The organism is Pseudomonas sp. VEM90, assembly GCF_054611535.1.
In genome coordinates, this window is sequence record NZ_JBTRAR010000017.1 from 1 (window position 1) to 13793 (window position 13793).

A 13793-nucleotide genomic window follows, 5' to 3' on the forward strand; every position below is an offset into this window, starting at 1 on the left:
CCGAACTCAGTAGTGAAACGATGCATCGCCGATGGTAGTGTGGGGTTTCCCCATGTGAGAGTAGGTCATCGTCAAGATTCATTTCGCAAAACCCCTATCTGCGCATGCAGGTAGGGGTTTTGTCTTTATGGGCCAAAAAATCTGGCCTTGCTCGAATCCCGGGAGCAGGCAGCTTCGTAGGTGGCACCGGCGTTGCCGGTGTTCGCGGGTAAACCCGCTCCTACAAATCATGAAATGTGCGTCATTTATACCTGAAGCAGGACAGCGTAGTGCTACGCTCGCGGAAATACTCAGCACGGATACTTACCATGGAAATGAACTGGCATCAGGCCCTGCAAGAGAGCCTAAGCTGGCTGGCAATTGCCTCGTTCATCACCCTTGTCAGCTTCACTGTAGCGGCGACTCTGGCCGTGCGTTGTACACGCTGGGGCAACCAGTTCTGGCAGCTTGCGGGACCCTATTTCAGTTTCAGGCGCAGTTGGCGGCCGTTGCTGGTGTTCGCCCTGCTGCTGGTCCTGACGCTGTTTTCGGTCCGCCTCAACGTGCTGTTTTCGTTTTGGTACAACGGCTTCTACAGCGCCTTGCAGGGCCTTGACCAGACGGCGTTCTGGTACCTGCTCGGCGTTTTCGCGGTGCTGGCCACCATCCATGTGCTGCGCTCGCTGTTCACCTTCTATGTCAGTCAGGCGTTCAGTATCAAGTGGCGGGTCTGGCTGACCGAGCGCCTGACCCACGACTGGATGCAGGGCGATGCCTATTACCGTGGCCAGTTCCTTGCCGAGCCAGTGGACAACCCTGACCAGCGTATCGAACTGGACGTCAACGCTTTCGTCACCAACTCGGTCACCCTTGCCTTGGGCGCAGTCAGTGCGCTGGTTTCACTGGTGGCGTTCACCGGCATCCTCTGGGGGCTGTCGGCACCGTTGACGATGGCCGGCGTGGAGATCCCTCGGGCGATGGTGTTTGCCGTGTACCTGTATGTCATCGCCGCCACCTGGGTCGCCTTCCGCCTCGGGCGCCCGCTGATCCGGCTTAACTTCCTCAACGAGAAACTCACCGCCAACTTCCGTTACACGTTGATGCGTCTGCGTGAGAACGCCGAGAACATTGCCTTCTACCAAGGTTCGCAAGTCGAGCGGGGCACGTTGCTGGGCCGCTTTGCTTCCTTGATCGTGAATGTCTGGGCATTGGTGTACCGGAACCTGAAGCTCAGTGGCTTCAACCTGGGTGTCAGTCAGGTTGCCGTTGTGTTTCCGTTCATTCTTCAGGCGCCGCGCTTCTTCAGTGGGGCGATCAAGCTGGGCGATGTCATGCAAACTTCCCAGGCCTTTGGGCAGGTGCAGGATTCTCTGTCGTTCTTCCGTGAGTCGTACGATGCGTTTGCGCAGTACCGTGCAACCCTTGACCGTCTCACCGGCTTTCTGGATGCCAACCTGCAGGCAAGTGCGTTGCCGCGCGTCGCTACCGAAGACCAGGCGCATGCGCTGCAGATCGCGGGCTTGCAGGTGCTACGCCCGGATGGGCATGCCCTTATCGCCGACCTGGACCTGAGCCTGCACGCCGGTCAGGCGTTGTTGATCAAAGGGCCGTCAGGCAGTGGTAAAACCACGCTGCTGCGTGCCCTGGCGGGCCTTTGGCCGTATGCCGAAGGCAAGGTCAGGCGGCCTACGGGCCATCAGGCATTGTTCCTGTCGCAACGCCCGTACCTGCCGCTGGGTGACTTGCGTACCGTCATTGCCTACCCGGCAGCCAGCAACCCCAAGGATGAACTGCTCATGCAGCAGGCATTGCGCCAAGTCAACCTGGCCCACCTCGCCGAGCGTCTGGACGTCAGCTGCGACTGGTCACACATCCTCTCGGTGGGCGAGCAGCAGCGCCTGGCGTTCGCCCGGGTGCTGTTCAACCGGCCACAGGTGGTGTTCCTCGACGAGTCCACCTCGGCGATGGATGAAGGGCTCGAGCATGCCTTGTATGCGTTGCTGCGTTCGGAAATGCCGAGTGCATTGCTGGTCAGTGTCGGTCACCGCAGCACGCTGGCGGCGTTCCATACCCACCGGCTTGAGGTGGATGGGCATGGCGGTTGGTCGTTGCTGGAGCAGGAGGCTGCGCTGGCCTAGTTCGGCTTGAGTTCCGGGAGCCCCTCACCAGAGCAGCGCATCTCGTGCCTAGCACTGTCATGTGTGAGGGGGCGGTCGAGCATCACGATGTTTTTCAATAATTCCAGAATCCTGCAACCCAGCGGAACCCTTCACCGTCGACCGCTACCCGCCCTACAGAAGGGAAGGGCAAGTGTGTCGCGACGAACAGCTCGCCACTGGTTGCGGCATCGTGTAGCAGCGCCATCCTCACCCGCACTGATTCCTCAGGATCGTGTTCGAAGCCGTTGTGCCAATCCGGGTGATCAAAGGCTACCGGGAACAATGCGTCGCCGGCGAAGGTCAGCTGCTCTTCGTTCGAGTTGATGTACACCACGCAGTGCCCCGGTGTATGACCGCCGGTAAGGCTGGCGACGACACCGGGGGCCACTTCATGGTGCAGCTCAAAGGTGCGGATCCTGTCGCCGTAGGCTTGCATGAACGCTTTTGCCGTGGACCGCAGTACATCTGGTACCGGTTGAGGCATGTCCGTTTGCGAAAAGTCCGGTGCAGCCCAGAAGTCTACTTCTGTCGCGGTGACATGGATCTTCACGTCCGCACGCAAGCGGTTCTTCACCTCCTCCACCAGCAGGCCGCCGATGTGATCCATGTGCATGTGGGTGATGATGATATCGGTGATCGACTCCAGCGCGATGCCGGCCGCCGCCAGCCGCTTCGGGAACAGTCCGGCCCGCGGGAACCCAGGGAACTGCCCACCCAGCCCGGCATCCACCAGGATGACCTGCTCGCCGCTGCGCACCAGCAATACATTCAGCGCCCAGTCGAAGGTTTCCGGCCCCAGGAACATGCCCTTGAACCAGGCCGCGCGGGCGGCTGGGTCGGCGTTGGTCGACATGGTTTCGGTGGGCAGTGGCAGTACACCGTCACTCACCACCAGCACCTCGATGTCACCGACTTTCACGGCATAGCGCGAGGGCACCAGTTCTTCGGTCTCGGTCGGGACGACATTGTTCATTGGCATTGTCATGGTCGTTCTCCTGCTGGATGGGAAGGTCGTGCGGGGCTCAAGCCACTGGAATCGACGGGTCGGCGGAAGCCAGGGCGGTAGCGCGCTCGGCTGCCGGCGGGTAGATCCACACGGTGTTGATCTGGGTCTTGAGCTCCTTGGCTTCGCCTTTCACCAGTTTCAACTGGCGGTCCCAGCCCTCGCTGTATACGGCGCCCCAGGCGCCTAGGTCCAGGCAGGTCACGTACTTGGGCTGACGGTAAGTCGTGGGTGCCACCCCCAGCAGATCGGCGGCTGCGTTATTGCCGGCATGGCGACCGAGGCTGATGGCATGCTGGCAGGACATCACCGCGAAATTGCCGATCTCGTCAGTGGCTGCATAAGCCACATCGCCTGCAGCAAAGACATGGTCCAGGCCGTGCACCTTGAGGTTGCCGTCCACATGCAGGCGCCCCTGGTGGTCACGGGTACCGGTCAGTTGTTCGGTCAGCGGGCTGGCGCGCATGCCGGCGGTCCAGACCACGGTCTGGCTTTCGATATGTCGGCCATCAGCCAGCGTTACGCCATTGGCATCCACCGCGGTTACGGTGGCCCCGACAATCCATTCGATACCCAGTTCATCCGAGGCTTCAATGATCGAAGGTCTGATACCCTCACCCAGGGCGGCCCCGATGCGCTCGCCACGGTCGACAAGGACCACCCGGATCTCCGCGTCTTCGCCCAGAGCCGCACGCAGGCGTGCAGGCATCTCGGTAGCGGTTTCGATACCGGTGAAGCCGCCGCCGGATACCACCACGGTATTGCGGGCGCTGCTTGCGGGGCGTTTGCCCAGCGCCATCAGGTGCTGCTCCAGGCGCGCTGCTGATTCGATCTGATCCACGTCGAAGCTATATTGGCTCAGGCCAGGCACGGGGGGGCGGGCCAGCAGGCTGCCACTGGCCAGAATCAGGCGGTCGTAGGCCAATTGCGCCAGTTGGCCAGCCTCGTCGCGGTAGCTGACGCGGCGAGCCAGTTCGTCGATGCCTTCGGCGCAGCCCTTGACGAAGCGTACGTCGACAGCATCGAAGAGCGCCTGGAGCGGGGCGAACATGCTATGCACGTCGGCCTCATAGAAACGCGGGCGGATACGCAGTTCAGCCTTTGGCGCCAGCACGGTGATTTGCACGTCTTGCCGACCATGCATATCGAGCAGGCGCGCGGCGCTCAGGGCGCTCCACAATCCGGCGAATCCTGCGCCAATAACCAGAAGTTGCTGTTTCATGATCGTGCTCCTGTCTTGAACGGTTAAGGTTCTTTTCTTCGGCCCTCGCGGGACGCTGTAGGTCGATGTTAAGCAGGGGCAGGGATGCGCACACTTCTCCATGGGTGTGCAGTGGATTACGCATGGGGCGTAAGCAGCTATACGATCGTATCGAAGGGACTGTTCAGTGGTGCAGGGCGGTCTCGATGCAGTCCAGCAGCTGCTGGGCTTCGAATGGTTTTGGCAGACAGCTGACTACGCCTGCCATGCCCGGGGTGATGCGTGAGCGTTGGCCCGGGTGGGCGCTGATGAAGATCACCGGAATGTCGAACCCACGTACCTGTAGTTGCGTCAACAGCTCGACGCCACACATGCCGGGCATCTGGATGTCGGAGATCAGGCAGCCTGCCTGGCTCGGGCCATCAGAGGCAAGGAAATCAATGCCGCTGGCAAAGGTGCGGGTACGGTAGCCGGTGGCGCGCAACAGGCCGTCGAGCGCATCGCGCAGGGACTCGTCGTCGTCGACAACGGCAATCAGAGTTGCGGTGGGCTGCTTCATGCGCGGTCTGCTCCTGGCGGCCTGTGCCATTGTTTCAAGATACCCGGTCGCGCAAGTGGCAGAAGTATACCTAGGTATAGCTGGGCTATACCTGCGTCTGGTATTGCCGGTTTCCGGTGGCCAAATCTGTGAACCTTGCCCAACAATAGGCTAGATTTTTAACCTGCCAACAGCACGCGGCGTCACGGCTGAAGGAGCGCAAATGGCCTTACAGAGCACACACGGCCCGAATGAGCCGGTGGTGTATATCGTTGATGACGACGAGTCCATGCGCCTGGCACTCGACGGGTTGTTCCGTTCGGTGGGCTTGCAGGTGCAAAGCTTTGCTTCCACCCAGGAATTTGTTGCCTTCCCCCGCAAGGCTGTGCCCGGTTGCCTGGTGCTCGATGTGCGTCTGCGTGGCGAAAGTGGCCTGGCGTTCCAGGCACAGATGGAGCAGGGAGGGGTGCACATTCCGGTGGTATTCATCACAGGGCATGGTGATATCGCCATGTCGGTCAAAGCGATGAAGGCTGGCGCGGTAGACTTTCTGACCAAACCGTTCCGTGACCAGGACATGCTCGACGCGGTGGCCAGTGCCCTGGCTCGCGACCGCGAGCGTCTGGCAGGTGAACAGGCCGGCGGGGCATTGCGCAGCGCTTTCCAGACGCTAACGTCCAGGGAGCGGCAGGTGCTGGCCTTCGTTATCGCCGGCCTGATGAACAAGCAGATCGCTGCTGAGTTGAACCTCAGCGAGGTCACCGTGAAAGTGCATCGTGGGCAGATGATGAAGAAACTCGGCGCTCGCTCGGTCGCCGACTTGGTGCGCATGGCCGAGGCGCTGGGTGTCGAGCCGTTGCGTCGCATGGTCTGACACAGCTCGCATTGTTCCAACTTGACGAAGGGGCCCGGACCCATGCCAGGTAGACAGCAAGTCCTTTGGAACGATGGTGATCGCCTGTTTTGCCGGCTACGGCGCCCGGACGGCACCCGCGTGCTGCTGATGCAGCCGGCCAATGAGCAGCCTACGCCCGCCACCGTCGACCGCTTGGCACATGAGTATGGTCTACGCGATGAGCTTGAGGATAGCTGGGCGCTGCAGCCCCAGGCCTTGGAGCGCTTCAATGGCAAGCCGCGCCTGGTGCTGAGCGACCCGGGCGGCCAACCGTTGTCGGCCTTGCTGATGTCACCGCTGGACATCGAAACCTGCCTTGAGCTGGCTGTGGCAATTAGCGTTGCCTTGGGCCGCCTGCACTTGGCCGGGTTGGTGCATAAGGACCTCAAACCCCACCATATTCTGATTGACTGCGACGATGGCAAGGTCCGCCTTACCGGTTTCGGCCTGGCGTCACGTTTGCCCCGCGAGCGGCAAGCCCCCGAACCGCCGGAGACCATCGCCGGTACCTTGGCATACATGGCGCCTGAGCAGACAGGACGGATGAACCGCTCCGTAGACTCACGCAGTGACCTCTACGCGCTGGGGGTGGGCCTGTACCAGATGCTCACTGGTTCGCTGCCCTTCAATGCCACAGAACCTATGGAGTGGGTGCACTGCCACATTGCTCGCAAACCACTGCCACCCAGCGAGCGCGTTGCCACCGTGCCGCCGCTGCTGTCCCGACTGGTGATGAAACTCCTGGCCAAGACCGCTGAAGATCGCTACCAGAGTGCTGCCGGCCTTGAGCAAGACCTGCGCCGGTGCCTTGCCGAGTGGCGACAAAACCGGAGCATCAAGGCCTTCAGCCTGGATGAACAAGGCGCCCCCGACCGCCTGTTGATCCCGGAAAAGCTATACGGTCGCGAACGCGAAGTGCAGATTCTCGAAGATGCCTTCGCTCGCATGGTGCGCAGCAGCGTGCCGGAGCTGGTGCTGGTCTCCGGTTATTCGGGTATCGGCAAATCCTCGGTGGTCAATGAGTTGCACAAGGTACTGGTACCACCGCGAGGACTGTTCGCAAGTGGCAAGTTCGACCAGTACAAGCGCGATATCCCGTATTCCACCCTGGTGCAGGCGTTTCAGGGGCTGGTGCGCACGTTGCTTGGGAAAAGCAGCGAGGTGCTGGCCGGATGGCGTACGGCATTGTTGGCGGCGTGTGGGCCCCACGCACGGCTGATGACCGACCTGATTCCGGAGCTGCGGCTGATCATCGGCGAGCCTGCGCCAGTGCCGGTGCTTGATCCGCAGCAGGCGCAACGGCGGTTTTTGCTGGTATTGCGACGCTTCATCTCGGTGTTTGCCCGCGCCGAGCACCCGCTGGCGCTTTTTCTGGACGACCTGCAGTGGCTGGACGCGGCGACCCTCGACCTGCTCGAAGACCTGCTTACGCACCCGGAACTGCGCTATCTGATGGTGGTGGGCGCCTACCGCGACAACGAGGTGGATGCCCACCACCCATTGACCGCCAGGCTCCAGGCGATTCGCCAGGCAGGCGCCCCTGTGCATGAGGTTCGCCTTGCGCCCCTGGCACGCCCGCATATCGAACAGCTGATCGCCGAGTCACTGCACTGCCCGGCCCCGAGCGTGATGGGCCTGGCCCAGCTGGTGCAGGACAAGACCGCCGGCAACCCGTTTTTTGTCATCCAGTTTCTCCAGGCGCTGGCCGAGGAGTCGCTCCTGGCCTACGACCACGCAGCCCGGCGCTGGCGTTGGGATTCGCAGCGTATCCATGCCAAGGGTTACACGGACAATGTCGTCGACCTGATGGTTGGCAAGCTCGCCCGACTGCCGTTGGCAACCCGTCAGGCACTTCAGCACCTGGCCTGTCTGGGGAACGTGGCGCATACGCAGACGCTTGCCCTGGTGCTCGATCTGCCGATGGAGCGTGTACAGGCGGTTTTATGGGCGGCAATCCGGCTGGAGCTGGTCGCCCACCATGACGGCACCTGCGCGTTCGTTCATGACCGCATCCATGAAGCCGCCTACTCGCTGATCGCCGAACAAGACCGCGCTGCCATGCACCTGCGCATCGGTCGCCTGCTGGCCAACCAAGTGCCGGGCAAGCACCGCGATGAAGCCATTTTCGAGATCGTCGGGCAGCTCAACCGCGGTGCGACGCTGATCAATGCCCCTGGCGAACGCGAGCAGTTGGCCGAACTCAACCTGCTTGCCGGGCGGCGGGCCAAGGCCGCATCGGCCTACGGATCGGCGTTGGCCTACCTGAGCGTGGGCGAGCAATTACTGGAGGGGCCGTGTGCCGCTTATCCGCATGAATTGAGCTTTGCCCTGGCGCTGAACCGGGCTGAATGCGAGTTTCTCACCGGCCAGCTCGGGTGCGCGGACGCGCGCCTGATCGGCCTGGCTCGGCGCGCCAGGACCGCAGCTGAAGGCGTTGCGGTAGCGTGCTTGCATATGGATGTTTGCCTGATGCTCGACCGCAGCGATCGCGCGGTGGCGGTTTGCCTCGCCTGGCTGCGGCAGGTGGGCATCCACTGGGTCGCGCGGCCGAGCGATGACGAGGTACGTGGTGAATATGACCAGATCGCGTTGCGGGTAGGCGCGCGTAGCATCGAGCAGTTGATTGACCTGCCGCTGATGGAGGACGCGACCTCCCTGGCCACCCTGGATGTCTTGTGCAAGCTGTTCGCCCCGGCTGTGCAAACCAATGCCAACCTGGCATGCCTGACCATATGCAAGGCTGTAAGTTTGAGCCTCGAGCATGGCAACTGTGATGCATCGTGCATGCTCTACGCCAATATCGGGCGGGTGTCCCGGCGCTATGGCGACTACCAGACCGGTTACCGATTCGGGCGTCTTGCTTGCGAGCTGGTCGAGCGGCGCGGCCTGCAACGCTTTGAAGCCAGTACTTTCCTGTGTTTCTCGATGTTCGTGGTGCGCTGGACGCGGCCGGTCAGCGAGTGTCGCGAGTTGCTGCGCCGGGCCTTCGTCGCGGCCAACCGGGTTGGTGACCTGCCGTATGCCGCTTATGCAGGCAATGGGCTGATATCCGATCAGTTGTTCACTGGTGAACCGCTGGGCAGCATGCAACCGGAGGCCGAGCAAGGATTGGCCTACGCAGAAAAAGTGCATTTCGGGCTGGTGATCGACTTCATGAACACGCAGCTGGCGCTGATCCGCACGCTGCGCGGGCAAACGCCGGTGTTTGGAAGTCTGAACGACGAGCACTTCAATGAAGCGCGCTTCGAGCAGCACCTGGACGCTGCTCCGGACCTTGCCTTGGCGGCCGGCAAATACTGGGTGCGCAAGCTGCAGGCGCGCTACCTGGCAGGCGACTATGCGGCGGCCGAAGCCTGTGCGGCGCGGGCCAAGGCGCTTAAATGGGTGATCACCTCGTTTTTCGAGGAGGCGGAGTACCACTTCTTTGCCGCACTGACGCTGGCGGCCGGGCAGAGCGTTGATGATGTCACGTTGCAGGCGTTGGCCGAGCACCATCACGAGCTGCAGACCTGGGCCCGGCAGTGCGCAGAAACCTTCGCCAGTCGGCAGGTGCTGCTGGAGGCCGAAATCGCGCGCTTGCAGGGGCACGTGGTCGACGCCGAGCACCTCTATGAGCAGGCCATCCAGCTCGCGCGTGACAGCGGCTTTGTGCATGTCGAGGCGCTTGCAAACGAATTGGCATCGCGCTTCTACGGCAGCCGCGGGCTTGCCCGGATTGCCCGCGTCTACCTTCGAGATGCGCGTTATGGCTACCTGCGCTGGGGTGCCGATGGCAAGGTGCGCCAGTTGGACAGCCGTCATCGCTATCTGCGCAGCATCGAGCCAGAGCCAGGCCCCACGGCTACCATCGCCACCCCGGTCGAGCACCTGGACCTCGCGACGGTGCTCAAGGTGTCCCGCGCCGTGTCGGGCGAAGTCGATCTGCAGAAACTAATCACCCAAGTGCTGCGCACGGCGATCGAGCAAGCCGGTGCCGAGCGGGGCGTGTTGGTCCGCGCCCGAGGGAGCGAGCCGCATATCGTCGCGCAGGCAAGTGTGGGGCAGGGTGAAGTGATGATTTGCAACGAACCGGTGAGCAGTACGCTGCTGGCCGAGTCCGTGCTTTACCAGGTACTGCGCACCGGGGAAAGTCTGTGCCTGGACGACGCCATGGGTGACGCTGCGTTCATGGCTGACGACTACATCCGCCGATGCTCGGCTCGGTCGCTGCTATGCCTGCCGCTTAGCAATCAGGCGCGACTGGTTGGGGCGCTGTACCTGGAGAACAATCTCAGTGCCGGCGTGTTCGACCCCGCGCGTATCGCGGTGTTGCGGCTGGTCGCGTCACAGGCCGCCATCTCGCTTGAGAACGCCAGGCTGTATCACGAGGTAGCGGAACGGGAGGCCAAGAATCGCCAGGTACAGGCCGAACTGGCGCACGCCAACCGTGTCGCTACCATGGGCCAGTTGGCCGCTTCGATCGCCCATGAAGTCAATCAGCCGATCGCTGCCACGGTCACCAATGCCAATGCCGCCATCCGCTGGTTGAGCGCAAAGCCACCGGCGCTGGATGAAGTAGGCCTGGGGCTGGGACGGATCATCAAGGACGCCAACCGCGCGGCGCAGGTGCTGGGCCGTATTCGTGAGTTGATCCGCAAAGCCCCGCCGCAGAAGCAGGCGGTGGGCGTCAACGCAGTGGTGCTGGAGATGGTCGACTTTACCCGTGGCGAGGCCGTGAGGGCGAGGGCACAGGTGCATACCGCCCTTGCCGAGGGCTTGCCGCAGGTGCTGATCGACCGCGTGGAGTTGCAGCAGGTACTGCTGAACCTGATCCTCAACGCGCTGGAGGCGATGCTGGAGGTTGAAGGTGCCCGTGAGCTGCAAATAAGCACGGCCCTCGACCAGGAGGGGGTGCGGGTAACCGTGGCGGACAGCGGGCCCGGATTCGTAGCGGAAAACGTAGAGCAGGTTTTCGAGCCTTTTTACACCACCAAGGCGACCGGCCTGGGCATGGGGCTGTCGATATGCCGCTCGATCATCGACAGCCACGGCGGCCGCTTCTGGGCCAGCCCCAAGCAGAGTCCTGGCGCCCAAGTGCAGTTCTCCCTGCCGGCGCTTCTGGTTGATTCAGGTCAATAGTTATCAAGCTGTCGGTTGCATGTTTCTTATAGTTCGTATCAGCTAGATGGCAAAGAGAGCCTAAGCGTGACGAGCGACTTATCAGCATGCTGATACAGCGACGACCGCTCATGTCCACCTAAGCCCGTTACAGTCGAGCTGTGCGCACAGGGGAGTCTCATTGAAAACGCCAGTGGTCGACGCAGTCGTTGAGCAAACACCAATCCCTGCGCATTCTGTGGCCTGGCACACCCTGCCAGCCGAGCAGGTGACAAACCTGCTTGAGGTCAATGCGCATGTCGGACTGGAGGTTGCCGAGGTTCAAGCCCGTCTTGACCGCGCTGGTTTCAATCGCCTGCCAGAGGCAGCAAGGCGCCCGGCCTGGTTTCGATTCTTGCTGCAATTTCACAACATCCTGATTTACGTGCTTTTAGGATCCGCTGCGATTACCGCGATGCTGCAACATCTGTGGGATACGGTCGTGATCCTGGCGGTGGTGATTGCAAACGCAATCATTGGCTACGTTCAGGAAGGCAAAGCAGAAAAGGCGATGGATGCTATCCGGCAGATGCTGGCACCGCGCGCCGCAGTGATTCGCGCAGGCGAACGCTTGAGTATTGCAGGTGAGGAGCTGGTACCGGGCGATATCGTATTGCTGGAGGCGGGAGACAAAGTCCCTGCTGATTTACGCTTGCTGCACGCGAATAGGCTTCACATTCAGGAGGCCATTCTTACCGGTGAATCCGTACCCGTAGAAAAGCATACCCAATCAGTGCCCCTTGACGCAGCCTTGGGTGATCGTACGTGCATGGCGTTCAGCGGTACGCTCGTGACTTGCGGACAGGCAACAGGCGTTGTAGTGGCTACCGCAGCAGCAGCCGAGATCGGGCGTATCAGCACTCTGCTTGCAGGTGTAGAAACGCTGACCACCCCGCTGGTGCAGCAAATGAACGTGTTTGCCCGCTGGCTGACGATCCTGATTCTGTTAGTCGGCGGCTTATTGCTCGTGTTCGGCCATTATGTCGGGCACTACGCCTTCACCGAAATCTTCATGGTCGTGGTGGGGATGTCGGTAGCGGCGATACCTGAAGGGCTGCCTGCCGTTCTTACCATTACGCTGGCCGTCGGAGTTCGGGCAATGGCCCGACGCAACGCTATCGTGCGCCGTCTGCCTACCATCGAAACACTAGGCTCGGTATCCGTCATCTGCACTGACAAGACCGGCACACTGACCCGCAACGAAATGATGGTGGCAACGGTCGTCACGAACGATCTGGTCTTCACGGTCGATGGCGCGGGTTATCAGCCTGTGGGAAGCATCAGTCTTGCCGATCGGTCAATTGACCTATCGTCTCACCCCGCGCTGTCGGACCTGGGACGAGCAGCAGGTCTTTGCAATGATGCCGTACTGCGTCTGCATGACGATGTATGGACGGTGGAAGGTGATCCGATGGAGGGGGCCTTGCTGGCATTCTCCGGAAAAACCGGAATCGATCGAGATGAAGATCGTCGTGCTTGGCCTCGCACTGATGCCATACCGTTTGACGCTAAACACCGCTTCATGGCGACACTGCATCACAACCATGATGGACAAGCTTTTATCTACGTGAAAGGTGCGCCAGAGCAGCTACTGGCCATGTGCACGCATCAGCTTGCAAGCACTCGCGAGACTGAACCGCTCAATGTGGACTACTGGCACGCAAAGGCGAACGCCATTGCTGCCAAGGGGCAGCGTGTATTGGCGTTTGCAGTAAGGCCGGTTCGGACCGAGCACACCGTGTTGGCGTTCGGGGACGTGCAAGGAAAGTTGACGTTGCTGGGCATGGTCGGTCTGATTGATCCACCTAGACCCGAGACGTTAGAGGCGGTTCAGCAATGCCAAAAAGCGGGCATTGCCGTAAAAATGATCACTGGCGATCATGACGGTACCGCCGCCGCTATCGGTCGCCAGATAGGTCTGCAAAATCCCGACAAGGTGCTGACTGGCGTGGACCTGGACGCCATGAACGATGCCGCCCTCAAGGAGGCGGTAAAGGGCATCAACATTTTTGCTCGCACCAGCCCCGAACATAAGCTCAGGTTGGTAATGCTGCTGCAATCGAATGGCATGACAGTGGCCATGACCGGCGATGGCGTTAACGACGCACCGGCGCTAAAGCGTGCCGACGCCGGTATAGCCATGGGTGGAAAAGGCAGTGAGGCCGCCAAGGAGGCCGCAGACCTGGTGTTGGCCGATGACAACTTCGCCTCCATCGTCGCTGCAGTACGCGAAGGCCGAACAGTCTATGACAACATCAAGAAAGTGTTGAGCTGGACGCTGCCTACCAACGCAGGCGAGACCATGACCATCATTGTCGCGCTGCTCCTCGGCATTACGCTGCCGGTGACGCCGATACAGATTCTGTGGATCAACCTGATAACCGCAGTGACCCTCGGCATCGCGCTCGCGTTCGAGCCCACCGAAGAAAACACCATGCTCAGACTGCCCCGTTCACGTAAGGAACCACTCATAAGCGGAGCCCTGGTCTGGCATATGGTGCTTGTTTCCATTCTTTTCCTCTGTGGTGTTTATGGCATTTTTTCGTATGCACTCGACCGTGGCTACTCTGTTGAGTTGGCCCGCACCCTCGCGGTGAACACGTTAGTCGTGATGGAAATATTCCACCTGTTCTTCATTCGTAACCTCTACAGCACATCGCTTACCTGGAAGGGTATTCGCGGCACCAAGGTCGTGTGGATGACCGTCATGGTGATTACCTTCGCTCAGTTCGCCATCACGTATGCGCCACCGCTGCAAAAGGTATTTGCAACGGAGGCAATCCCCTTCCTTGATGGCCTGCTGATCATCGGGGTTGGCGTTGCGCTATTTGCGGTTATCGAGATAGAAAAACAGATTCGAATTCGCTTGTCCGAGTAGAACG

7 protein-coding genes and 1 rRNA gene are annotated in these 13793 nt (G+C 61.0%); 5 read left to right on the forward strand and 3 right to left on the reverse strand.

The annotated features are described in order from the left end of the window. Positions 1-77: ribosomal RNA gene (gene rrf, locus ACYCCG_RS16870) — 5S ribosomal RNA — on the forward strand; the annotation flags it as partial. 231 nt (positions 78-308) lie between these two features. After that, entirely contained in the window at positions 309-2117 is a 1809-nt protein-coding gene (locus ACYCCG_RS16875) for an ABC transporter ATP-binding protein/permease (protein WP_459671230.1), read from the forward strand. Between the two features lie 94 nt (positions 2118-2211). Here ACYCCG_RS16875 and ACYCCG_RS16880 read toward each other — a convergent pair whose 3' ends face one another. From ACYCCG_RS16880 to ACYCCG_RS16890, 3 genes are all read right to left on the reverse strand, one after another. Continuing rightward, positions 2212-3123 carry an MBL fold metallo-hydrolase gene (locus tag ACYCCG_RS16880; protein ID WP_339535271.1) on the reverse strand — a complete coding sequence of 304 codons (912 nt, stop codon included), beginning with the start codon at positions 3121-3123 and terminating at the stop codon, positions 2212-2214. 37 nt (positions 3124-3160) lie between these two features. Beyond that, entirely contained in the window at positions 3161-4363 is a 1203-nt protein-coding gene (locus ACYCCG_RS16885; RefSeq protein ID WP_339535269.1) for an NAD(P)/FAD-dependent oxidoreductase, read from the reverse strand. 163 nt (positions 4364-4526) lie between these two features. Then, positions 4527-4901 carry a response regulator transcription factor gene (locus ACYCCG_RS16890; protein ID WP_209964820.1) on the reverse strand — a complete coding sequence of 125 codons (375 nt, stop codon included), beginning with the start codon at positions 4899-4901 and terminating at the stop codon, positions 4527-4529. Between the two features lie 202 nt (positions 4902-5103). Between ACYCCG_RS16890 and ACYCCG_RS16895 the strand changes: the two genes are divergently transcribed. The 3 genes from ACYCCG_RS16895 to ACYCCG_RS16905 all read left to right on the forward strand — a co-directional run bounded on the left by ACYCCG_RS16895 (position 5104) and on the right by ACYCCG_RS16905 (position 13789). Continuing rightward, a complete protein-coding gene (locus tag ACYCCG_RS16895; RefSeq protein WP_176683979.1) occupies positions 5104-5754 on the forward strand; it encodes a response regulator transcription factor in 651 nt (216 codons plus the stop codon). Between the two features lie 42 nt (positions 5755-5796). Then, positions 5797-10893 carry a trifunctional serine/threonine-protein kinase/ATP-binding protein/sensor histidine kinase gene (locus tag ACYCCG_RS16900; RefSeq protein ID WP_459671234.1) on the forward strand — a complete coding sequence of 1699 codons (5097 nt, stop codon included), beginning with the start codon at positions 5797-5799 and terminating at the stop codon, positions 10891-10893. A gap of 160 nt (positions 10894-11053) precedes the next feature. After that, positions 11054-13789, forward strand: coding sequence for a cation-transporting P-type ATPase (locus ACYCCG_RS16905; protein ID WP_459671236.1), 2736 nt, complete (start codon positions 11054-11056; stop codon positions 13787-13789). Positions 13790-13793: the final 4 nt, after the last annotated feature.